The following is a 22,184-nucleotide window of genomic DNA, read 5'->3' as shown; positions in this document are numbered from 1 at the left end:
ATGGCAGGTTTTAATTATAAAACACTTCTTCTTGAGCAAAAAGCCAACGGCGTATGGTTGCTGACAATCAATCGTCCGGATGCCTTGAATGCTTTGAATTCAACTGTCCTTGAAGAGATGGGCGAAGCTCTTCGTCAAATCGGTGAAATGCCGTATGTGGACGCTCGCGCTCTTGTAATCACAGGTTCTGGCGAAAAAGCCTTCGTGGCTGGCGCTGACATCAAAGAGATCAATGCTCTTGATGAAGAAAAAGGGATGATCTTCGCTCAGCGTGGTCAGGCCGTTTTCCACGAACTGACTCTTTTGAAAATTCCCGTGATCGCAGCCGTTAATGGTTTTGCATTGGGTGGCGGATGTGAGTTGGCCCTGGGCTGTGATTTCATCTACGCTTCTGAAAATGCAAAGTTCGGTTTGCCGGAAGTAAGCTTGGGTCTTATCCCGGGTTTCGGCGGAACTGTGCGTATGGCTCGCGCCATCGGTCAACGTAAAGCCCGTGAACTGACTTACACTGGCAACATGATCACAGCAGCAGAAGCTCTTGGTTATGGTCTGGTGAACAAAGTTGTTCCTCAAGCTGAACTTATGGCGACAGTGATGAAAACTGTTGAGGCGATTTTGTCTAAAGCTCCTATCGCAGTGGGTATGGCAAAACGCTCCATCAACCAGGCATGGGATATGGACGTTGAAGAAGCTCAGAAAAACGAAGCCAACATCTTCGCTGAACTATTCAACACAGAAGACGTTAAGGAAGGCACTGGTGCCTTCATCGAAAAACGTAAAGCAGTTTTTAAAGGTCAATAATGGCATATACTCCAAAGCATCCAGTTAGAATTGTCACAGCCGCAGCATTGTTTGACGGCCACGACGCCAGCATCAACATCATGAGACGTATCCTTCAGGATATGGGCGCGGAAGTAATCCACTTGGGTCACAACCGTTCCGTGAGTGATGTGGTTAAAGCGGTTCTTCAAGAAGGCGCGCAAGGCGTGTGCATCAGCTCTTATCAGGGCGGTCACATGGAATACTTCAAATACATGCGTGATCTTTTGAACGAAGCCGGTGCGGGCTACGTGCAAATCTACGGCGGTGGCGGCGGAGTAATCGTTTACGACGAAAAGAAAGAGCTTGAAGCCTATGGCATTTCGCAAATCTTCCACCCGGATGACGGTCGTCGTTTAGGTCTTGAAGGTATGATCGAAATGATCGTTAAGGGTTGCGACTTCGATCTTTTGGAAAAACAAAAAGAGTTTAAAAATAAAAAGAACATTTTTGCGGGCGACACCGTTCCGTCTGTTGAGTTGGGTGTAGCTTTAACCGCTATCGAAAATGGTAACAAAGATGTTTCTTTGTCTTCCTATGGCCTTGAAAACTTCAAAGCCAAACAACCACCATTGGTACTGGGTATCACCGGTACAGGTGGTGCGGGTAAATCTTCACTTATCGATGAGTTGGTTCAGCGTTATTTGAATGCTTATCCCGATAAAAAAATCGCAGTTGTCTGCGTGGACCCATCAAAGCGTAAAACCGGTGGTTCTTTGTTAGGTGACCGTATTCGTATGAACTCTTTGTCTCGTACAAAAGTGTTCATGCGTTCTGTGGCTTCTCGTGGATCGGGTCGTGAGATCGCATCCAGCTTGCCAGAGATTTTAAAATTCGTTCGTCAATTGGATTTCGATTTTATTATTGCTGAAACATCCGGTATCGGTCAGGGCAATATGGCGATCACTGAGGTCAGTGATATGTCCATGTACGTGATGACATCTGATTTCGGTGCGCAATCACAGCTTGAAAAAATTGACATGATCGATTTCGCGGATTTGATTGCCGTAAATAAAGCGGATCGTCGTGGTGCTTTAGATGCTCTTCGTGATGTCTCTAAGCAGTACAAACGCTCTCGCAAGATCTTTGATGAAAAAGTTCAGGTTCCAGTGTTCCTGACTCAGGCTTCTCAATTCAATGATGGCGGCGTGAATAAGTTGTTCTTTAGAATCGCTGACGTCCTGGAAGAAAAACAACCGGGCCGCTGGGTGGTGGATACCGCATACAAAAACAACATCCTTTCTGCGGAAGAGCACGGAATCATTTCCCCAGATCGTCAAAACTATCTGGCCGAGATCGTATCCACGGTTCATAAATACAAAAAACGCACGGAAGACCTGGCAGAGGCTGCTTCTAAACTGGGTGGTTTGCAAAAGCTTGCACCAATGTTAGGCACGCCTGCGGATACAGTTCAAAAAATTCAAACTCAACTTGAGGCTGATTTCACAGCGGAAGAGTTGGATTCCCTAAAAAACTACGATCAGTTGGTTCAGCGCTATTCTGGTGATGAACTTGTGTTCCAGGTTCGTGACAAAGAAATTCGCCAAAAACTGGTTCGTGAATCCCTAAGCGGTACGAAAATCCGCAAAGTCGTAGTTCCTAAAATGAAGGACTGGGGCGATAGATTCCGTTACTTGAAACTTGAAAACGTTCCGGGTGAATTCCCGTTTACAGGCGGCGTATTTCCGCTAAAACGTGCCGATGAAGATCCTAAGCGTATGTTCGCCGGTGAAGGCACGCCCGAAAGAACGAACCGTCGTTTCCATTACCTGACTAAGGGTGAAACGGCTCATCGTCTATCCACTGCGTTCGATTCTGTAACTTTGTACGGACAGGATCCTGATCAACGCCCGGATATCTTCGGTAAAGTCGGGGAGTCAGGTGTCAGTATCTGTACTTTGAATGATATGAAAAAGCTTTTCGCAGGCTTTGATCTTATCAATCCAAATACTTCAGTTTCCATGACGATCAACGGTCCAGCACCAATGATCCTGGCATTCTACTTCAACACTGCGATTGATCAGCAGGTTGAAAAGAAAGAAAAAGAACTGGGTCGTAAAGTTACTCCTGAAGAGTACAACGATCTTGCAATCTGGACATTGCAACAGGTGCGCGGAACAGTTCAAGCGGACATCCTGAAAGAAGATCAAGGGCAAAACACTTGTATCTTCTCGATCAACTTCGCTTTGAAAATGATGGGCGATATTGCGGAATACTTTGTTAAGCAAAAAATCCGTAACTTCTACTCGGTTTCTATTTCGGGCTATCACATTGCTGAGGCCGGTGCGAATCCGATCTCTCAATTGGCGTTTACTCTTTCAAATGGTTTCACGTTCGTTGAGTACTACCTGTCGCGAGGCCTCAAGGTCGATGATTTTGCTCCGAACTTGTCGTTCTTCTTCTCAAACGGTCTAGATCCTGAGTATTCAGTTCTAGGACGTGTTGCTCGTCGTATCTGGGCCGTAGCAATGCGTGACCTTTATAAGGCGAACGATCGCTCGCAAAAATTAAAGTACCACATCCAGACTTCTGGACGTTCCTTGCATGCGCAGGAAATTGACTTTAACGACATCCGCACGACTCTTCAGGCATTGCTTGCGATCTATGATAACTGTAATAGCTTGCACACGAATGCATACGATGAAGCGATCACGACTCCGACAGAGGAATCTGTTCGTCGTGCGATGGCGATCCAAATGATCATCAACCGCGAGTTCGGTATGACTATGAATGAAAACCCAATGCAGGGTTCATACTTCATGGACGAGTTGACGGATTTGGTTGAAGAAGCTGTCTTGAATGAATTCAAAAAGATCAACGAACGTGGTGGCGTATTGGGTGCAATGGAAACTCAATACCAACGTTCCAAGATCCAGGAAGAATCTTTGTACTATGAGCGCCTAAAGCACGACGGGACTTTACCGATTATCGGTGTGAACACGTTCATCGATCCAAAAACAATGGCGGCAGACTACGTTCCACCGAAAATCGAATTGGCCCGTGCCTCTTACGAAGAGAAAAACCAACAGCTCGACAATGTTCATAAATACCAGGACGACCACAAATCCGACGGCGACATGGCATTGAAGAAGCTGAAAGAAACCGTTCTTAACGGCGGAAACATCTTCGCCGCATTGATGAACGCCGCAAAATACTGCAGTCTATATCAAATGACGACAGCATTGTATGAGGTCGGCGGTCAATACCGTAGAAACCTCTAAAAGGTACGGCCTTACTTTCTCCATAAAAAAGGGAGTCTTGCGACTCCCTTTTTTTATTTCAGGTGTCTCATTTAGGGAATTGTGAGTTAGGTTACGGCCTCTGGTTTGCATTGATAGTTCTGTATGACAAACAAAATTGCCAAACTTAAAAAAACAGTGGTTTACGTGACAATCATCTTAACAGGCGTCAATGTTCTTCTGACAGCGGCTCAGGCGGTCACTGGGGAACAGGATACTAAAGCTCAATCCTTCCATTCTATCGCCTGGAAGAACCGCTAATACGCTTATAAATCATACTCCATAACTCCCATGGCACCATTGCCATTGATAGGGAATATAATTCGCGCGGGCCAATTCGCATCGGCCGCTTTATGAATCATCGAGCGCCCTGTGCAGAAGATGCCGGGTGGCAGCTGCACATCATAAATCGGGTAAGCTCCGGTGAGTTCCTGATACTTGAAGCGGCCCAGGTTGTTACAGAAATACAGTCGGTTAGAAACTTTCAAAAAGCTGGTCACGATTTCGCCCGGTAAAGTGGTGAAGTCCTCAATCCCAGCGCCGATTTTTACTTTACGCAAGTAAGAACCACTTGGTGTGTCTACGCCGCCGGGCCAGTAACCCACGTCAAAGATAGGAACGATCCAGGAATCTTCCGCTGCGATATACTGGGAAATCGCTTGCATATAGAATCCCGGATAACGATGCGATACGCACTCTTCTGATAAGGTTCCCGCAGGGCAAAGATTTGGATGAGCACTCGGTGACAACAGGCCACCACCATAAATGTTTGTCGCAAGTGTCGTCGCAAGATTTACAATCTTGGTAGCAGAATTGTAGTTTGACCCATTCCAAGTCTGCGCACTGATCATGAGTTTCTTATTGCCGCCAGAGTCCTTGGCAAACTGCACGATCATTGGATTATACCCAATACTTAAAGTGGAATAGTTCGCAGGCGTAGTCGTCGTCATCCACGTCGTACCACCCGTGGTGTTCATCAGATGAGTCCAGGTTTTCGTGCTGTGTTCCAGGCGACAAATCACCAGGCCGTTACAGTTGCGGAATACATCCCCGGTATCAGGATCTGAAACAAGCATTTGCTGATTGTTGTTTTGAATACCCATTTTAAGACCTGAAGTCAGTGCAGAGGCTCCATTAGTGGCATCAGTCACAGTTCCATTACCACCCAGATGAATCATGGAGTTGTAGCTTGCTCCCACCGAGACTTCGCGAATTTTCATGGCATCAATATCCTGAAGGATAACATTGTTGCCTGGGCCGTGAGCGATATCCTGAATGGAGCCAAAGCGTGATTTCAAAGCCAGATCTCCGTCGCCCTGATCTTTTGAAATTCCGTAGACTGTATAAATCTTGCCGTTGTCTTTTTTAACCACACGAATTTTGCCGGCTTCAATAAAGTAAATGTCGCCGGTGCGGTTTACGAAAGCAGACTCCATGCGGATCGGTGAACCAATGGCAGTTGAGCCATCAGCACTGAAGCCGAGGGTGTCAGCACCTAATATGCGCGTCCAGGTTCCATCGGCTTTGTTCAGTTTTTTCATATCCAGGGCGAAAAGATTGTAGTTTGTTTTATTGTAAATATAAGTCTCGCCGTCCAACGCTGGCACATGTCTTGGGGCATTGGTGATATTTAAGTAAGGCTGCGTGTAATAAGGCGCAATCAGCGAACCATCCAAATTCGTTTTTGACAGACGAAAGTGCGAGTTGCCGACAACAGACTCAGCCCAAAAGACATTCAAATGAGTCGTGATACGACTTAGATTCCATTGCGGCATATAAGACATGATCGGACGATTTTCAGTTGCAATGATCGTATCTGACCAAGTCAAAGTGATGGAGTTATAGGTCTGCCAGGTTCCGGTGCCGGTAGTTCTAATTCTTTCCAAGCGAGGTGAACTTAGGCTGCCACGATAAACCAGAATGGAGGCGGCGTCGTTATCAACCGAGAAATAAAGATCACCATTAGGTGTCGCAACCAGAGGTCGTTGATTGTCAGTATTATAGGTCGTATCGATTTTCAGATCACGCGGATCCAAAATGATATCGTTATTCAAAGTTCCGATAATATTATCGTTAGTGCCACCAATGATGGATTCAATAATCCAAGGGGATACATGAGTGTTGATGCGGCGGATTTTCTGATGATCCTGAATCCAGATATTGTCTTTGAAATCGACAGCCACCTTTAGGATTTTTACGGCTTTTGCCAGTCGAACCGGACCGCCGTCACCGGAATAGGTGCCGGTGTTGGTGACACCCAAAAGCACTTCTGTTTGTCCCTCCAACGGATCCACTAAAACCAGTCCGCGGTTGTCGTTCACGATAATTTTACCATCTGACATCACGGCCATTCCATACGACATCGCCGAAGAATAATAAGTCGGGGAGAATAATGCGCCACGGGCATCGCCTCCATCACCCGAATTCAAGTTACCAGCGATGATGCGGAACTGATTGCCGTTAAATGGAGTACTTAAGCCGACACCGATTTGGCCATCGTTATCCTTAGCCAATACCTTAATGTAAAAGACCGTGCCATCAGCATAGGTGCTCGTCCAGCGCGCACAGCCCGTAAAGTCTGCTGAAACAGCGCAGCTGCCATTCACGCCATTACTAAGGCCTGTGCGAATGGATGAAAAGTTAATTCCATCGGTGGAAGCGTGAAGATCCACGGAAGCGACAGAGTTATTATCAGTGGCTTTCCAATAAACAAAGACTTCATCGCCCTCATGTACGACCAGCTCCGAATTTTTTGGCGGAGAATAAGGCGCACTGGTGTTAGCTGCTAAAACGTATGAAACTTCGGGAATACTATTCGGGCTGTAGATGATCGAAACATAATCTTTCCCGACAACAGGTGTGGCGGTTTGAACAGAAATATTCTGCTTACGATCCATCACCCACAGGTAAATATTGTAAGTTCCGCTGACTGGCGGAAGCAAAACGTATTTATAGTCAATGACGGAGACGCTATTGGCAGGCGAAACTCCAATATCTTCCAATGAAATCCAGCATGCATCAGAACTATTGGTCGGTGCAGAGTTTGTGGTTTTTAAACAGAAGTGCGTGGTCGCAGTATCCGCATCCTGCGATGAAAAAGAAATATCCAAAACATTTTTAATCGTCGCAGCCGGGGTTGTACTGCCATTAACTTTGAACGACGGTGAAGTGATTGACGGCGGAGTGACATCGTTCACCACGACGAAAGTATTTGATTCCACAGTCGAGGTTAGACCACTGTTGTCTGTCACAGAGACTGAAATCTTTTGTCCAGAGCCCACTGTTGCTGGCGTATAGTTCAAAGACATCAAATACTCTGTAAGAGGGCCGTTTTGTCCAATTGTCGGAGTTCCAATGGTGCTCCAGCTAGTACCGTTATACCATTTCACCGTCACCACATCCGTAGAATCAATGGCGGCTTCAGTGACTGTCCAGGACAGCGGATAAGCAATTCCCGATGGAATCGGACCCGAAATCGGCGTAATTTGAATTCCAGGTGCTTGTGAGTCAAAGTTTAAGTTTACGCTGCTGGAAGGACTGATGTTGCCGGCCTCATCGCGGAAAAAGAATTTCACCGTGCGAAGGCCATCAGCGCCCGTAGTTAAATCCCAGAGATAATTATTAGCAGCCGTCGAACAAGCCACCCAGCCGGTGCTTGCAAGAGTTGGTATTGTACTGCCTTCGGTAATATAAACGTAAGTCGCATCCGTGCAATTTGATAGGGTAAAGCTTGCTGATGGATTAGAATCAGGGGAGTGGCTGGATGAAATAGTTGGTATCACGATAGACGTATCTTTCACCACCGATTGTGAAGCCGTATTCGTATTGCCCAATGCATCTTCAGAATCCACTGTAAATGTTTTAGTGCCGTCCGCTCCACTGAAAGTGACGGATTTACTAAACGTCCCGCCCGCTGGGCAAAGCATTGAGTATGGCAAGCTTGCATCCGCGCCAGTGATAACCAATGTATCGCCTACATCACAAGTGCCCGAAACGGTATAACCCGTTTGATAGCGATTAAACATGGGAGTGTTCAAACTTAAGTGCGAAGCTGTATCGATAGACAGAAGGCTTGATGAAGTTGGAACTGATTGATAGTTGCCTGCAAGATCGCGCGCTATTGCACAGACCTGATACACGCCATCTGAAGAAATATTTAATGTGTACGAGGATCCAGCTGTTAACTCCGAAGAGCTGATAAGATCTGCCACGCGAGTAACACAAAGCTCATCCTTTACGGCGAAAACCTTAAAGTGAGAAGCATCCGTCGGTAAGGTAAAACTCAAAGTCCGATTGCTAACGGTAGCAGAAGGGCTTGGTGTCAGGCCGCTAATTGAAAAACTTCCCGTTGGAGCCTGGGTGTCTTTAGTGGTAGGCGTAAAGGCTGTGACGGTTTCGTTGTTTGCAGCATCCACTTGTTTTGCTGTCAGCGCCAGAGCGCCATCTGAAACAGCAGATAGGTCCAGTGTTTCTGAAAACACACCAGAAGTACAAATTGAATTTGAAAAGAACACTGAATTTAAAGAGATCGCGACCGGGGCACCTTCTTCAGTACAGGTCCCATCGATTGTCACATTGTTCGCGTTTGCTCCATTTAAATAAGGTGCAGCAATATCGGTTGTAACTGACACCACTGGTGGAATGGTGTCCTTATGAACAGATTGAGTGGATGTATATGCGGTACCGGACGAGTTGGTCTGTTGTACATCGAATTCGTTCGGGCCCTCGGGCCAGCCTGAAGTATCGATAACAGCGGAGTACTGATTGCCAATGCAGGATTCCGTTTGAGTTGAGCCATCCGGAAGCTGAATGGTGACAGGATATTTGATGTCGCAACTTCCAGTGACAGTGTATTGATTCGGAGTGGAGGCATTATTGATAAGTGCCGCACTTTGAATGGACGGCGCCGCGATAACGTCTGAAGAAATAAAAAGTTTAAGTTCACAACCAGATAGCAATCCGGCCAGTGACAATGCAGCCACTGCGGTTCCAGTACGAGCCAAAAGATGAGACAAAGACGTTCCAAGAGTGCTCATAAGTACTCTATCGGTCTTTTAACGGAATCTTAAAGAAGCGAGTGTCTCGAATTGACTGTAAATTAAACGAAAAGTCCTGCTTTTTCGTTACAAATACACAAAGAAGAATGATCTTTTAATCCCAGTCATGAGACACACTTTTAACTAGAGTAATTGCCTCTTAGAAGAGTTTTTATTTTCGAGAGAATATCTGCGCCAGAAATAAGACGATCATCGCACCAAAAACAGAGGCGATGAATCCAGCAGGTTGTCCCTCGGAGTACCAACCCAGAAGTTGTCCAACATAAGTGCCAACGACAGCGCCAATGATTCCCAGAATAGTTGTAAAGATAATGCCAAGTTTTTGATTACCCGGCATAAAGAAGCGCGCCACAAGTCCTACAAGGAAGCCAATCAACAAAGTCCCTAAGATGTGCATCCAATACCTCCACATAAGAAAGTATTGGGGACTCTGGGGACTTTATCAAGTGACTTTGTCATTACTCAAAGTTCTAGTGAGAGATCACTTCAAGCTGCGTAACGATAGCTGGTGATTGTGAGAATGAATAAATGTCGCTGGTAATACCGATCAGGTCTTTACCCAACATATCCTTTAGCAATCCTTTCACGCTGACAGCGGGTACTCGTCCCACGGCTTTGCCGTGACGGAAAAGCATGCCGACTTGAACGGGATTTGAAAATTCCCATTGTTCGGTCAAGCTGCCGCCGTAGCTGCAAAGCAAAACCAGGCATTCCGGAATATCTTTAATCATGTCCCACGCCTTGGTGTTGCCGAAATTCAGATTTAACTTATGCGGAACACAGTTAATTCCCGTATCGAAATTGCGTAAGCCATTTCCGGTGCTTTGCTTGCCGGCTTTATGAGCTTGGCGCAGATCATACAATGCGCTGGTGAAGACGCCTTTGTCGAAGACAACAGGATTCGTATGCAATACACCTTCGCCATCAAAGCGTTCGAACATCCCGATCTGGGGTGCGAAGCTAATATCTTTCAAAGTAACCTGCGGGCTGAAAATACTTTCTCCTAGACGATTGGATAAGTAAGATCCACCAGCATGAAATTTTGCTGGTTTGATGTCTTGAGAGATTCTTTGCATAATGTCGTCGTAATCGAAAATCATCACGGGCATTTTCTTTGCCTCAATAGACGACGTCAATGAAACCGCTTGCAGAAGTGGTTCGTATTTTTGACGAATTTGTACGAAGTCCGGGGATTCGCCATCCAAATTGAAAAAGCCTTCGGCAAAATCAGTCACACCGAAACGTTTGTAAAGCAGATAACCTTCGCTTTTTTCGCCGCTGGATGAAAGCTCGCCCGTATAGCTGCTTTTAAAAACTTTGCCAGTTTTTTCAGTGGCAAATCTGCCACTGATGTTCAGGTGAGGATAGTCTTTGCACAGGTCTTCAAAGAAACTTTTAAATTCAGAAAGTTTTGATTCTCGGCTCTTTGTAGGAGCCACATGACTTTCCAGCGCAGCAGTCGTGGGTAGAGAATAGTCGTAAGCCAGACCCATGTTTCCCGGTCGCTCGGCTTTTTCAAGCAAGAGTTCCGGCGAAGTAGCGCCCACTACAGCAGATGAAAAGATCTGACCGTTTTTGAATACCCGCGCGGCTGATTTTTGAATCTTTTGAGTTTGAATTGAAGTGATGCGGTTTCCCTGCGCCTTCATTTCAGTCATATCAGTCGTAAAAGTTAAGAAATCATGTTGCATTAGCTAACCTGCATGTCTTTCACAAGAATTGTCGGACCACCATCAGAGACTGGAAGCGGGAACTGACCTAATTTACCACAACCACCCAAGGCGGAATGCTTCAACTCATAGTCATTGGCGATCGCTTCGATGTTGTGAAGTGTTTCAAAGAGTTGTCCACTAATAACGCTTGCACGAATCGGCGTTGAGATTTTTCCGTCTTTGATCGTGTAGGCGCGGGAAGGGGAGATAGTGAAAAGATCACCGCCAGTGCCGTAGTTATAAGTTTCAATGTAAATCCCGCCCTCGGCCATTTTAAACAGCTCTTCCAGGGAGTTTGTGCCATTTTCAATATAAGTCGAAGTCATGCGCACAATAGGATCGTGTTCGAAATTAATAGCACGACCGTTACCAGTGGGCTCTTCGTTCAAAGCCAAGGCTGTATCAAAAGAATGTAGGCGTCCAGTTAAGATGCCGTCTTTAATTAAATATGTTTTACCAGCTTTGTGGCCCTCGTCATCAATTGGGCAATATCCGGAGCCCCCTTGATGAGTGCCACAATCAACGATGGATACAAAGTCCGCCGCAACTTTTTTACCCAGCTTCCAGGTTTCTTTTGCGGCAGGGTCGCCTAATAAAGAATCTGCCTCGGAGTTATGACCGAAGGATTCGTGAACAAAGACACCAGCGATTTCTGGAGCCAATACAACTTTATATTTGCCTTCTGCAACCAGTGGCGCATGAAGGAACTTTTCACACTCTTGAATAACCGAGATGATTTTATCCTGTTTGTTAGCCAGTTCCGCGAAAGTTTCTCCATAAAGGGATGCCTGGTCTGTAAACATCTTGTCGCCATCAGCCAGTTCAAAAACAAAGGCCGCTCCGCACTGAGTGAAGTCATAGCGGTAGGAAGTGCCAACAGAGTTTTTAAAAGATTTCACTTTGTAAATGTCGGTGTAGCGGGAGCGACTGGTTTTAACCAGAGGATGCTTAAGGGAAAGAGCGTCGTACTGTTTGATTAGTTCGACTTTCTCGTTCAGGAAAATAAGCGATGGATTGTTCTTTGTGTAACTGATATTTTCGAAATGACCGTAGTTTTCTGGAAGCTTTGTCCAGGTGCTGCCGGTGCTAAAATCCAAAGAATTAGCCAGAGTTAAAAGTTGTTCTTTTAGGGTCGTCAGATCCGTGGTTGCTGAAAAGTACCACTGATTGTTTTTCCGAACTCGAAGAAACGCGCCGACCGAGCTTTTTTCCAGGCTGGTGACAAGTTCATGGTTTTGAAAGCCAACGGAGCTTTCGAATACTTCTTCGATGCGCACATCGCAGTATTCACAGGGAATAGATTTTAAATCCAAAGTCGCTAGCATTTTTTGAATGTCCATGAAGACTCCCATTGAGGGTATAATCTATCATGGACACCAAATAAACCGCCAGTCTTACGTAAGTTTTTCTATTATTTTTTCGGCAATTTTAATTCCGTCACAAGCCGCAGATGTGATTCCTCCCGCATAACCAGCTCCTTCACCCGCAGGATAAAGTCCGGCGTGGGAAACACTTTCCAAGGAATCATTATCGCGGGTCACTCGTACAGGACAGCTTGTGCGGGATTCAATTCCATAAAGCTGCGCATCCTCGACCACGAAGCCCTTCATATTGCGATTGAACTTATTCAACCCCTCTTGAATTCGCTTAGTCATATGTGCTGGCAGGATTTCATCCAGACGGATGTTGATCGCGCCTGACGGGGATGAACCCGCACGCAAATTGCGCGGACCTTTTTTGGAAGTGCCACCCAGGAAATCCAAAAGATTTTGAGCTGGAAGTTCTTTCGTTCCACCAGTTTCCTGGATAGTTTTAAATGCGCGGGTTTCAAGTTCTCGGCGCAGTTTCATACCACCGAAAACGTCTTTACCAAAAAGCTTGTCGTGATCGATAGAAACCACAATCGCCGCATTCGCAAATGGGGAGTTACGGTTGTAGTTACTCATCCCGTTACAAACGATACCATCGGCTTCAGTTCCGGCAGACAGTACATAGCCACCCGGGCACATACAGAACGAATAAACACCTATACCGGTCTTGTCATCATGGTCAGCAAGCTTATAGTTAGCAGCACCTAATTTTGGATGATCCGCGAACTGACGATATTGGATTTTATTGATCTCGGCCTGGGAGTGTTCGATACGCAGACCCATTGCAAAGGACTTACCATCCAGATGCACACCGATATCGTTTAAGTGATTGATCATGTCTTCAGCCGAGTGGCCGGTCGCTAAAATCACATGCGGGGATTTAAACTCAGTCCCGTGTTCGGTGCGAACGCCCACGGTTTGTTTTCCTTCCATCAAAATCTCAGTCACCTGAGTGTTGAAATGGATTTCACAACCGTTGGCTTTTAGGAATTCACGAAGTTTTGGAATCACGCGACGAATACGATCAGAACCCACATGCGGATTTGACAGCCATTGAATTTCCGCAGGCGCACCGAATTGCACCAAGCGATTCATCACATAAGGAATATGCGGTGACTTAATACGAGTGATGAGTTTTCCGTCAGAATAAAGTCCCGCGCCACCTTCACCAAAGCAAACGTTGTTGCGGGTGTCGAGTTTTCCGTAGCGCCAGTACTGGTTGATACCCTTCATGCGATCGCCGGAATCAGAACCACGTTCAAACAGAACGCAAGGAACTCCTCGCTCCACAAAGCGCAGGGCTGCAAACAAACCCGCCGGGCCTGTTCCCACGATCAGTGGACGCTCTTTAGGTGTCGCGATTTTTTCTAAATTGAATTCAGGAATGTTAAGAGTTTCGCCCTTGTCGGCGACCTCTACAGAATAAACGAAATGGGGGGAGTGAGCACGTCTTGCGTCGACGCTTTGTCTCAGGATGCGGTAGGGGCCATGTTCTGGCATCATCCACTGAAGTTTTTCTTCCAGGTCCTGATCAATAGGAATTTCGATATTGTTGAATATCTTTGCCATTTTTTACCTCGCGGGCACCTGTTAAGCGCCAAACCGATGAATATTTTGTGAACCAAGGTATAACAGATTGTTCCGCCCGTGACAAAGGGGGCATCGTCAGTTAGATAATTTATATATGTCAGCAATCACTCGTATTTTACCAAAAAGAAGCCTAAGCCGATTCGTCGGAAAACTGATGCACTTTCAAGGACCTAAATGGTGGGCTGCAGCCTCCATTCGTGGCTTTGCCTGGTGGTACAATATCGCATTGGATGAAGCGGAAAAGGCTTATAACGAATACCCAAGCATTGGCGAGTTTTTCGTAAGAAAATTAAAGCCCGGAATTCGCCCTGTAGGAACTTCCTGGGCTGTCCATCCTGCTGACAGTGTGATCACTCAGGCGCAACCCATCGAAAAAGGTGCCTTGATTCAGGCCAAGGGTCACAACTACGAACTAAAAGAATTCACCATGGATCCTGATGCCCACAAAAAATGGGACGAAGGTTTCTTTATGACCTACTACCTTTGCCCAACGGATTATCACCGTGTGCATTCTCCAGTGGATGGTGGCATTAGTGATGTGCGCTATATGCCAGGCGAATTGTGGCCGGTGAACGAGTGGAGTACTACGAACGTTAAGAATCTTTTCTCGATCAACGAGCGCGTATTGGTGGAAATTCAAACGGATTTGGGACCAGTCGCTGCCGTTTTCGTTGGAGCCACAAACGTGGGGCATATCGTGCTTAGTTTTGATGAAACCATCCGCGGAAACCAAGCGGGCGTGCCAGAGTATCAACACAAAAAATATTCTCCGGCTAAAACCATCAAGCGTGGCGATGAATTGGGAATGTTCCGCATGGGTTCAACTGTCGTGATGATTTACCCACCAGCATTCCGCGAAAAATTCGCGAATCAACTTAACTTGGGCCCATCAGTTCGAGTGAACGCTTCGCTAATTAAGTAATTTTCTTTAGAAACGGGAACCCAAGTAGAGACCCGCGGCTTGCGAGAAAAAGGACATGTCCATCGTTCGCAAGTCGACGTTGACGGGTTGAGTGTGACCGATGATGGTCATATACCAAGGGCCCCAGTCATAACCGATGGCCATCTTGGCCTGCACCCACCAGGTGTATTTCAAATTATCCCAGCGAGTTGTCGTCGTATCGTACTGTTGTTTTTGTGGACCTGCCTGGGCACTGCCAAACATCGCAATATAAAATCGCTCCCACTGCCACACATACGATGTGCCCAGTCCCAAAGCCATGCTTTGGTATTTTCCTTTTACCAATGTGGCGTCCTCGCCGTAGTCGGCAGGATTGCTTTGCGGTAAAAACGGTTCAGGATTTTCAATATCCACTTGGGACAAACCCAACAAAGTATAAAACGCCAGACCATCTGAGGTCGGCTTTTTCCAGTTCGGACCAAATGCTTCCAAAGCACTCACACCGTAATAGGCCCATTCGAACTGTGCCTGTACCATGGAGATTTTCAAATTCGGCAGGGAGTATTCATCGGTGGTGATAAATCCATCGTTGTTCGCACTGGCGGTGGGGCTTTGATTAAATCCCTTATAGTGCTGATAAATAAACTCAGCCCCAAAGCGTCCACTGAAATAGCGCAGCTGATAATCTTCAGCAGAGGTTGCGACCTTATCATCGCGGGCGCTGCCGTTTGCGACATTGGCTTCCAGTGAAATACCTAGAGGGCGGTTGGACCAACCTAAGGCGAACCCTGGGGGAGTATTGGGATCCAAAGCCACGTTATGGTCATTACCAGCACCGGAAGTAGTGGCTTTCAAAGTTTTGATGATCATCCCGGCTTGAATGGAATTTTCAAACTCGGCTTTTTTGGCTACTTTTTTAATTGAACTGGATGAGGATTCTTTGTTTGCGGTTGTCGAAACATTTTGTGGTTCGGGTAGCGCCTGCGGTTGAGTCTGAGTTTTAGCAGGAGCTTTGCTGCGCGGCTGTGTGCGCTTCACAGTCTGAGCTGATGCCGAGGCGGCCATCGCGGAAATTAATAAGACTGGAAAAAACACGCTCTTTAAAAACAAAAAACTCACTCCTATTAAGAACTTATTCTACAAGGTCTCAGGAGTGAGTTTAAAGAGAAAACCTGTCAATTGGCGTAACTGGACCAGTCTTTATGCGGGGTAACTGCACTCGGTCAGCAGAGTCTCTGCCACTGAAACACGAGTCAAAATCGGTAGGACCTTTTTCCCATGATCATAAAGCCATTTCGCTAAAAGTTCCGACGTGGGATTTTCCAGGCCCGGCACTTCGTTCAAAACACGATGATCGATTTGTTCAAGGATTGGTTTCATTGCCGCTTGAATGTCATTGTAATCAATAACCCAGCCGACTTTTCCATCCAAGGGACCCACTAGCGTCAGCACAATCTTAAAACTGTGACCGTGCATGCGCGAACACGGATGGCTTGCCGGTAAATGGGGTAGGAAACGGGCGGATTCAATTTGAAAATGCTGCTTCAGTTCAAAATTCATGATATGGATATTACCATTAGGGAGAAATATGTCCACGACCACCTTGCATTTGGCCAAACAAAATTTCAAATTTTCAGCCGCTCACTTTCTGATTTTTGATGAAAAGCACGCTGAAAAGCTCCATGGCCATAACTATCAGGTCAAAGTCGACATCAAGGCCCCAGCCGATGAAGCCCAGCATTCAGAGGGCTATTTCATGGACTTTAATGTGTTTAAAAAATATATCAAAGCGGCCTTGGATCGCTGGGATGAAATTGTTCTTCTTCCTGAAAAGCATCCCGACATGAAGTTTAAAAAAACGGACAAGTCCCTGGAAGTGACATTCCGTGATCGCTTTTATGTATTTCCTTTAAATGAAGTGATCCTGTTGCCGGTTACCAACACCAGTGTTGAAAATCTATCGCGCTTGTTGGCCGAGGATTTTTATAACGAGTTCACCCAGTACGGGGTGCAGTTGATCACGGTGACTGTTGAAGAGACAGCCGGTCAGGGTGCCTCCACAACAGTGCCGCGCTAATTTAGGGCTTTAGAATACCAGAGCGAACTTCATCAGGTGATAGTTCGCGCACCACACGATAGCGCCAAAAACAAATTCGACCACCGTCGCTGAGTCGTTGCTGCAATCGTTCTTCAACCAGATCAGGGCTGCCATCGCAGTCTAAATGGGCAAAGTCGCCAAAAGAATCCACATGGGTCACGGTCCAGGAATAGGGTGATTTATCCTTGGACTGGAAGTTACGGTTAATACCCAAGCCCACACCAGTCGCAATTCGTGCCACGACAATTTTTTCAAGCTCAGGATTGCGGATTTGTTCCCTCGCGATCGAGATCGTTTCCTCGTCATCCATAGCGATCACAAAAGAGCCATTCTCGCTGGGGCCTTTGGTAGAGATCATGAAGTATTTTTTGTCGTTGTCGGTAGGCAAAGTCATCGGTGTTAAAACCAACGGCGGACTGTGTTTTAAGTCGTCTCCATAAAAAACTTCCGAATGCATACGCGCAGTGGCGCTGACTTCTATGCGTGCGATAGCGCGCTTAAAGATCCACTTTAAGTTTTGGGTTTCGTAGTGTTTACCCAGCAGTATTAGCTTTTCCTCAGTCAATTCACCAGTTGTGTCGAATGCCTTTAAAGTAATAATATTGGAGTTCAAGTAAAGGTTTAATAGTGAAATTTTAACCGCTGTTGTTTCAGCAGGAAGGTAATGTGTTACTTGAGGTGATGTGACCGAGCCCAGCAGAACCTTTTGATCCTCACACAGCGCTGTGAATTTAAGCGTTCCTGCATTGGCGGACTTTAATGAATAACCCCGGTCGTCTGGCAAAAAAGCCGAACCCGCAAGTTTCATCTCAGACTTGGCGTCGATCTCTTGATAGCGTTCTCTGATCACGCCGTTTTCATGCACTTGGGTCCACCATTTTTCGGGCTCGGCAGATTTATTTTGCACCAGAATTTTTAATGAATCGCGAGGGCAGAATCCCGGAGCATAGAAAAGCTCAGAGCCATAGCCCACAGAAGTGAAAAGACAGAAACCGACAACGAGGAGGTTTTGTACTTTGAATGTCATTGAAAAATAGATCGGTTTTGAGGGGGTAAACTTGATCTAAGCTATTAAAATCACGACCATTGTCTTCGATTTGGCCTCACGTTTGTGAAACTGGTTCTCAACTGGTTTTCAATGGTCCAGGTAGGGGGTAAAGAACTTCCTTTTGCGACTCTAAAAACTTAACTAATAAGGCACCATTTCAGAGGGAAATCATGACTTTGTTAGACGCCAATTTAAAACCCGGTCAGACCGTTGAAATCCTAAAAATCGCTGGGGAGGATTCCTTGCGCGAGCGCCTTCATGAAATGGGTTTGTCTGCGGGAATGGAAGTCACTGTTTTAGGACGAGCTCCTTTCGGTGGTCCTTTGTTGATTCGATTCAAAACAAGTTTTTTGGCTTTACGAAGTGAGGAGGCAGCATGTGCCCAAATAACACTGAAGTCGTAAATCCCACGAATACCACTAGCGAACAACGTGTCGTTGCTCTGGTAGGTGCGCCGAATTCTGGTAAAACCACTCTTTATAACTGGCTGACGGGTTCACGTTTTAAAACTGTGAATTATCCCGGCGCCACAGTTGAATACTCTTTGGGAAAACTTGCTCCGCATCTGGGGCATGGAGTGCTGGCGATGGATACGCCGGGCACCTACAGCCTTCATCCCAAAAGTGCCGACGAAATTGTTACTATAAAATCTATTTATGAAAATCCTGAGTTCGGTGAAACAACCGGAGTGATCGTCGTTATTGATGGAACTCAGCTATCACGCCATTTGCAATTGGCGTTACAGGTGAAAGAAACGGGATTCCCGATGATCGTGGTGATCACGATGGCCGATCTTTTGCGTCGCGAGGGGATTGAGCTGGATATGGAATATCTAAGCAAAACTCTGGCGTGTCCTGTGATTCAATTTGATGGTCTGCTTGCTGGCGGACTATTGGAAGTGGTTGCTGCAGTTCAAAAAATTCCTTTGAACGTAAAACCAAAGCGTCCCCAGGTTTGGGATTTTGATCTTTTAGATAAAAAAATGAAAGAGTGCGATAAAATCGCAAATGAAGCTCTTTCTCATAAAACTGAAAAACCTGAAGTTCGCCTGAACCGCATTGTTGCGACCACGGAAAAATTGGATCGCGTCCTGCTTCACCCTTGGTTTGGCTTGTTGATCTTTATTGCCGTCATGGGGACGTTGTTTTCCTCCATCTTCTGGGCGGCAGCTCCATTCATGGATTGGATCGATGGTGGGTTCACATACTTGAACGAACACGTAGCGAATCTGGGTCCTGGAACCTTGTGGGCCGATTTCCTGGCAAACGGAGTCGTTTCCAGTTTTGCAGCCTTCATGGTTTTTGTTCCGCAGATTTTCATTTTGTTCTTCGGTATTGGCTTGCTTGAAAGCTCGGGTTACCTGGCAAGAGCTGCGACCCTGATCGATCGGCCTTTTTCTGCCCTAGGGATGAGTGGTCGTTCTTTTGTTCCAATCTTATCGGGTTTTGCCTGCGCCATTCCAGCGATCATTGCGACCCGTAATATTTCCTCCAGCCGTGATCGTTGGATTACATCCTTCATTATTCCGCTGATGACTTGTTCCGCAAGACTTCCGGTTTATGCCTTGTTGATTGCGTTCATGTTCCATGGCGAATCGCCATGGCTTGCGGGCTTCACTTTAGCGCTTTTATATTTGGGTTCGATCGTTGTGGGCGGTATCGCTGCGGGGATTGTGAATAGATTCCTTCCTAAAAAAGACAATTCGTTCTTTATGATGGAGCTTCCAATCTATCGTCGCCCAAAAATGCGCGTGCTTTTGCATCATGCAACGACCAGAACTTTAAACTACGTCAAACGTGCAGGTCCGGTGATTTTCGTATTCGCCGTGATCATTTGGTTCGGTACGAATTTCCCGAACTACAATATGGAAAATGCCCATGACAAACTAGAGCAGTCCTATGTGGGACAGCTTGGTAAAGTGATCGAGCCTGTCGTGAAACCTATGGGTGTCGACTGGCGCGTGGGTGTCGGGATGATTTCAGCCTTCGCAGCCCGCGAAGTTTTCGTGTCCTCATTGGCTGTGACTTTCAACATTACTGACGAAAACGAAGATTCCATGCAGCAGTCTTTGCTGACGCAAATGAGTACGGCTGTGAACAGTGCTGGCGAAAAGATCTTTACCGTCAGCAGTGCGATAGGCCTTATGATTTTCTTTATGATTGCTTTGCAGTGTATGACCACGGTCGCCGTACAAATGCGCGAAAGTGGTTCTGCAAAGATGGCGATCGGTCAGTTGATTGTCTTTAACGTGGCCGCCTATGTATTGGTCGTGATAGTCGTTCAAGGTCTTCGCGCCATGGGTGTGCCGTAAGATTAATATCCCAACCCCTTGTTGCAGAACAAGGGGTGCAGAACGTCTTGTTAATTTCCTAAAATACGCTAATCTTTAGCGTATGAAAAAAACAAATCTAATTCTACTGGTAGTGACGTCACTTTTGGTCAGCTGTTCTTCCATGAAGCCGAAAGTGAATGAAGCAGATATCAACGCTGAAGCTGTAAAAGCTTATGCTGAAATCAAAGCCAAATCCAAAATCTCCACAAACAAAGAATGGACCGCCATGGTAAATCGCGTGGCTGATCGTATCGCCAAAGCCTCGGGCGAAAACTTCCAATGGGAAGTAGTCCTAATCGACAGTCCCGAAGTCAATGCCTGGTGTATGCCCGGTGGTAAAATGGCTGTCTATACCGGCATCATGCCAGTGCTAAAATCCGAAGGTGCACTAGCAGCAGTAATGGGACACGAAGTAGCCCATGCAACCCTTCGTCACGGAATGGAAGGCTATATCCGCGCAAAACAACAAAGCTACGCCGGAGTGATTATCGCCGGTGCCAGCGTCATCGGCGGGCAGCTTTTGTGTAAAACCGAAGACTGCAAAAAATGGAGTGCTCTCGGTGGCGTCGCTGCTGGCTTTGCACTAACATTCCTGGATAGAAAATTCAGCCGCGCCGACGAAACTTCTGCTGATAAAAAAGGCCAAATCTACATGGCAAAAGCTGGTTACGATCCCGCAGAAGCTATCGTTCTTTGGGATCGTATGAACGCAGGAAAACAGGGGGCGGCTCCTCCAGAGTTCGTTTCTACGCATCCATCTGATCAAACGCGCAAAAATAATCTTAAAAGCTGGTTGCCAGAAGCAGAAGCGGTCTACGCACAATCACCGCAAAAATACGGTTTGGGCGCAACAATCCGCTAGTTAGATTCTCTGGTAAAGCTCTGTGAAATGCTTTAGCGTATTGGGCCAGTTGTGATTATGCAGGGCCCAGTCGCGGCCTTTGTCGCCGTGCTTTTGCGCTTTTTCTGGATGTGCAAGATAGTAGCGAATGCAATCAGCCAAAGCTTGGCCCGAGCGGGGTTCTGCTAGGATTCCGCGCTCGGTTCCGCCGACTTGTTCTGGGGTGCCGCCGGCGTTTGTTCCGATTACGGCTTTGCCCATCATCATCGCATCGATCACACTCAATGAATAGGTCTCGTTATAGGAAGCCAGTGTGAAAATATCCAAGGCATCAATGTATGGAACGTATTCACGTTGAAACGAGATTTGTTGCAAGTGACCTCGCAGGCGTTCGCTGCCAGCGCGGGCGATGATCCATTCATACAGAGCTTGGGATTCATCTTCGTAAGTGGTTTCGCCACTTTCGTTGTGACCAACGATTGTGCGATCGCCGATAACCCAGATTTGAACCTTTTTTAGTTCTTCATCTGAAAGATAGTCCAAGGCTTCCACTAATTCGCGAACGCCTTTTTGCGCGTCGATTCGGCACAAAGTTCCGATGACCAGTTGATCTGATTTAACTTCGTACTTCTTGCGGATATTTAGACGAGCTTCAGAATTGGCGACGAACTTTTCAGTTTCACGACCATAGCGGATCAGTTTTAGTTTTCCCGGTGCAATCGGGAAATTCTTTTTTACGTCTTTAAGTATATCTTCTGAAGAACTGCACAATGCATCCACGCGTTTGAATAAAGCTTTGTGAACAAAGTCACGCTTTGGTAGGGCATTCATATAAAGATTGTAAACGTGTCTTACGCCACCATTAAACCAACGCGCCAGACACGTGGCCCACATATCTAAACGTGTATGGGAGTGTAGGTGAGTGATTTGATGTTCGCGCATCGCTTTCTTGATGAGCTTTGCTTTGGCGAATTTTGAAAGTTTCTTTTCCGTTACGGGCAGAACACGCACCCCATGGGCGCGAAGCTCCTTGATGATACGGGAATCTTCAAAACACAAAACCCATTGTTCGACGGAGGTTTGTTGTAGTTTGCAAATAAGCTCCGTGGAGTAAAGCTCAAGCCCACCCCAGGAAAATGAATGAATAACATGCAACAGGCGAACTGGTTTCATCCTG

The 22,184-nt window shown here is 46.4% G+C and carries 17 protein-coding genes; 8 read left to right on the top strand and 9 right to left on the bottom strand.

Annotated elements, in window-relative coordinates:
- The 3 genes from ACLWNV_RS09860 (at nt 1) to ACLWNV_RS09850 (ending at nt 4,319) form a co-directional block, all read left to right on the top strand.
- Nucleotides 1–801: an enoyl-CoA hydratase/isomerase family protein gene (locus tag ACLWNV_RS09860; protein ID WP_413584220.1), complete on the top strand. Its 801-nt coding sequence runs from the start codon at nt 1–3 to the stop codon at nt 799–801.
- On the top strand, nt 801–4,040 hold the full coding sequence (icmF, locus tag ACLWNV_RS09855; RefSeq protein WP_413584218.1) for a fused isobutyryl-CoA mutase/GTPase IcmF: 3,240 nt from the start codon (nt 801–803) through the stop codon (nt 4,038–4,040). The genes ACLWNV_RS09860 and icmF overlap by 1 nt, the downstream gene beginning before the upstream one ends.
- 123 nt (nt 4,041–4,163) lie before the next feature.
- Nucleotides 4,164–4,319: a hypothetical protein gene (locus tag ACLWNV_RS09850; RefSeq protein ID WP_413584217.1), complete on the top strand. Its 156-nt coding sequence runs from the start codon at nt 4,164–4,166 to the stop codon at nt 4,317–4,319.
- Between the two features lie 5 nt (nt 4,320–4,324).
- Here ACLWNV_RS09850 and ACLWNV_RS09845 read toward each other — a convergent pair whose 3' ends face one another.
- The 5 genes from ACLWNV_RS09845 to ACLWNV_RS09825 form a co-directional block, all read right to left on the bottom strand.
- Nucleotides 4,325–9,094, bottom strand: a complete 4,770-nt coding sequence (locus ACLWNV_RS09845; protein ID WP_413584216.1) for a hypothetical protein — start codon at nt 9,092–9,094, stop codon at nt 4,325–4,327.
- 172 nt (nt 9,095–9,266) lie between these two features.
- On the bottom strand, nt 9,267–9,512 hold the full coding sequence (locus ACLWNV_RS09840; RefSeq protein WP_413584215.1) for a GlsB/YeaQ/YmgE family stress response membrane protein: 246 nt from the start codon (nt 9,510–9,512) through the stop codon (nt 9,267–9,269).
- Between the two features lie 73 nt (nt 9,513–9,585).
- Nucleotides 9,586–10,806 carry a metallopeptidase TldD-related protein gene (locus ACLWNV_RS09835; protein WP_413584214.1) on the bottom strand — a complete coding sequence of 407 codons (1,221 nt, stop codon included), beginning with the start codon at nt 10,804–10,806 and terminating at the stop codon, nt 9,586–9,588.
- Entirely contained in the window at nt 10,806–12,167 is a 1,362-nt protein-coding gene (locus tag ACLWNV_RS09830) for a TldD/PmbA family protein (protein WP_413584213.1), read from the bottom strand. The genes ACLWNV_RS09835 and ACLWNV_RS09830 overlap by 1 nt, the downstream gene beginning before the upstream one ends.
- Before the next feature lie 54 nt (nt 12,168–12,221).
- On the bottom strand, nt 12,222–13,766 hold the full coding sequence (locus ACLWNV_RS09825) for an NAD(P)/FAD-dependent oxidoreductase (RefSeq protein WP_413584212.1): 1,545 nt from the start codon (nt 13,764–13,766) through the stop codon (nt 12,222–12,224).
- Nucleotides 13,767–13,881: 115 nt separating this feature from the next.
- Here ACLWNV_RS09825 and asd point away from each other — a divergent pair, with 115 nt between their 5' ends.
- The gene (gene asd, locus ACLWNV_RS09820; protein ID WP_413584211.1) at nt 13,882–14,709 is read left to right on the top strand and encodes an archaetidylserine decarboxylase; all 828 of its coding nucleotides are present in this window, start codon (nt 13,882–13,884) and stop codon (nt 14,707–14,709) included.
- 6 nt (nt 14,710–14,715) lie between these two features.
- Here the strand turns inward: asd and ACLWNV_RS09815 are convergent, their stop codons facing one another.
- Together ACLWNV_RS09815 and queD are read right to left on the bottom strand one after the other, a co-directional pair.
- Nucleotides 14,716–15,798 carry a DUF4421 family protein gene (locus tag ACLWNV_RS09815; protein WP_413584210.1) on the bottom strand — a complete coding sequence of 361 codons (1,083 nt, stop codon included), beginning with the start codon at nt 15,796–15,798 and terminating at the stop codon, nt 14,716–14,718.
- Between the two features lie 90 nt (nt 15,799–15,888).
- On the bottom strand, nt 15,889–16,248 hold the full coding sequence (queD, locus tag ACLWNV_RS09810) for a 6-carboxytetrahydropterin synthase QueD (protein WP_413584208.1): 360 nt from the start codon (nt 16,246–16,248) through the stop codon (nt 15,889–15,891).
- Between the two features lie 28 nt (nt 16,249–16,276).
- On the opposite strand from queD, the gene ACLWNV_RS09805 reads away from it, so the two are divergent.
- Nucleotides 16,277–16,765, top strand: coding sequence for a 6-pyruvoyl trahydropterin synthase family protein (locus tag ACLWNV_RS09805; RefSeq protein WP_413584207.1), 489 nt, complete (start codon nt 16,277–16,279; stop codon nt 16,763–16,765).
- A 1-nt stretch (nt 16,766) separates the two neighbouring features.
- On the opposite strand, the gene ACLWNV_RS09800 is transcribed toward ACLWNV_RS09805, so the two are convergent.
- Complete coding sequence (locus ACLWNV_RS09800) at nt 16,767–17,813, bottom strand: hypothetical protein (protein ID WP_413584206.1); 1,047 nt, start codon at nt 17,811–17,813, stop codon at nt 16,767–16,769.
- A 191-nt stretch (nt 17,814–18,004) separates the two neighbouring features.
- Here ACLWNV_RS09800 and ACLWNV_RS09795 point away from each other — a divergent pair, with 191 nt between their 5' ends.
- The 3 genes from ACLWNV_RS09795 to ACLWNV_RS09785 all read left to right on the top strand — a co-directional run bounded on the left by ACLWNV_RS09795 (nt 18,005) and on the right by ACLWNV_RS09785 (nt 21,028).
- Nucleotides 18,005–18,238 carry a FeoA family protein gene (locus ACLWNV_RS09795; RefSeq protein WP_413584205.1) on the top strand — a complete coding sequence of 78 codons (234 nt, stop codon included), beginning with the start codon at nt 18,005–18,007 and terminating at the stop codon, nt 18,236–18,238.
- On the top strand, nt 18,211–20,145 hold the full coding sequence (gene feoB, locus ACLWNV_RS09790; RefSeq protein ID WP_413584204.1) for a ferrous iron transporter B: 1,935 nt from the start codon (nt 18,211–18,213) through the stop codon (nt 20,143–20,145). Before ACLWNV_RS09795 ends, feoB begins: the two co-directional genes overlap by 28 nt.
- 82 nt (nt 20,146–20,227) lie before the next feature.
- A complete protein-coding gene (locus ACLWNV_RS09785) occupies nt 20,228–21,028 on the top strand; it encodes a M48 family metallopeptidase (RefSeq protein WP_413584203.1) in 801 nt (266 codons plus the stop codon).
- Here ACLWNV_RS09785 and ACLWNV_RS09780 read toward each other — a convergent pair whose 3' ends face one another.
- On the bottom strand, nt 21,029–22,180 hold the full coding sequence (locus ACLWNV_RS09780; RefSeq protein WP_413584202.1) for a glycosyltransferase family 4 protein: 1,152 nt from the start codon (nt 22,178–22,180) through the stop codon (nt 21,029–21,031).
- Nucleotides 22,181–22,184 lie beyond the last annotated feature (4 nt).

The organism is Bdellovibrio sp. HCB274 (assembly GCF_047306075.1).
In the GTDB taxonomy this organism is placed as follows: Bacteria; Bdellovibrionota; Bdellovibrionia; order Bdellovibrionales; family Bdellovibrionaceae; genus Bdellovibrio.
This window is presented reverse-complemented; position numbering and strand designations above follow the sequence as displayed.

What these genes read in the sequence shown, in the direction of transcription:
- ACLWNV_RS09860 (WP_413584220.1), top strand. Translation starts at nt 1, where the DNA reads ATGGCAGGTTTTAATTATAAAACACTTCTTCTTGAGCAAAAAGCCAAC.
- icmF (WP_413584218.1), top strand. Translation starts at nt 801, where the DNA reads ATGGCATATACTCCAAAGCATCCAGTTAGAATTGTCACAGCCGCAGCA.
- ACLWNV_RS09850 (WP_413584217.1), top strand. Translation starts at nt 4,164, where the DNA reads ATGACAAACAAAATTGCCAAACTTAAAAAAACAGTGGTTTACGTGACA.
- ACLWNV_RS09845 (WP_413584216.1), bottom strand. Translation starts at nt 9,094, where the DNA reads ATGAGCACTCTTGGAACGTCTTTGTCTCATCTTTTGGCTCGTACTGGA.
- ACLWNV_RS09840 (WP_413584215.1), bottom strand. Translation starts at nt 9,512, where the DNA reads ATGCACATCTTAGGGACTTTGTTGATTGGCTTCCTTGTAGGACTTGTG.
- ACLWNV_RS09835 (WP_413584214.1), bottom strand. Translation starts at nt 10,806, where the DNA reads ATGCAACATGATTTCTTAACTTTTACGACTGATATGACTGAAATGAAG.
- ACLWNV_RS09830 (WP_413584213.1), bottom strand. Translation starts at nt 12,167, where the DNA reads ATGGACATTCAAAAAATGCTAGCGACTTTGGATTTAAAATCTATTCCC.
- ACLWNV_RS09825 (WP_413584212.1), bottom strand. Translation starts at nt 13,766, where the DNA reads ATGGCAAAGATATTCAACAATATCGAAATTCCTATTGATCAGGACCTG.
- asd (WP_413584211.1), top strand. Translation starts at nt 13,882, where the DNA reads ATGTCAGCAATCACTCGTATTTTACCAAAAAGAAGCCTAAGCCGATTC.
- queD (WP_413584208.1), bottom strand. Translation starts at nt 16,248, where the DNA reads ATGAATTTTGAACTGAAGCAGCATTTTCAAATTGAATCCGCCCGTTTC.
- ACLWNV_RS09805 (WP_413584207.1), top strand. Translation starts at nt 16,277, where the DNA reads ATGTCCACGACCACCTTGCATTTGGCCAAACAAAATTTCAAATTTTCA.
- ACLWNV_RS09800 (WP_413584206.1), bottom strand. Translation starts at nt 17,813, where the DNA reads ATGACATTCAAAGTACAAAACCTCCTCGTTGTCGGTTTCTGTCTTTTC.
- ACLWNV_RS09795 (WP_413584205.1), top strand. Translation starts at nt 18,005, where the DNA reads ATGACTTTGTTAGACGCCAATTTAAAACCCGGTCAGACCGTTGAAATC.
- feoB (WP_413584204.1), top strand. Translation starts at nt 18,211, where the DNA reads ATGTGCCCAAATAACACTGAAGTCGTAAATCCCACGAATACCACTAGC.
- ACLWNV_RS09785 (WP_413584203.1), top strand. Translation starts at nt 20,228, where the DNA reads ATGAAAAAAACAAATCTAATTCTACTGGTAGTGACGTCACTTTTGGTC.
- ACLWNV_RS09780 (WP_413584202.1), bottom strand. Translation starts at nt 22,180, where the DNA reads ATGAAACCAGTTCGCCTGTTGCATGTTATTCATTCATTTTCCTGGGGT.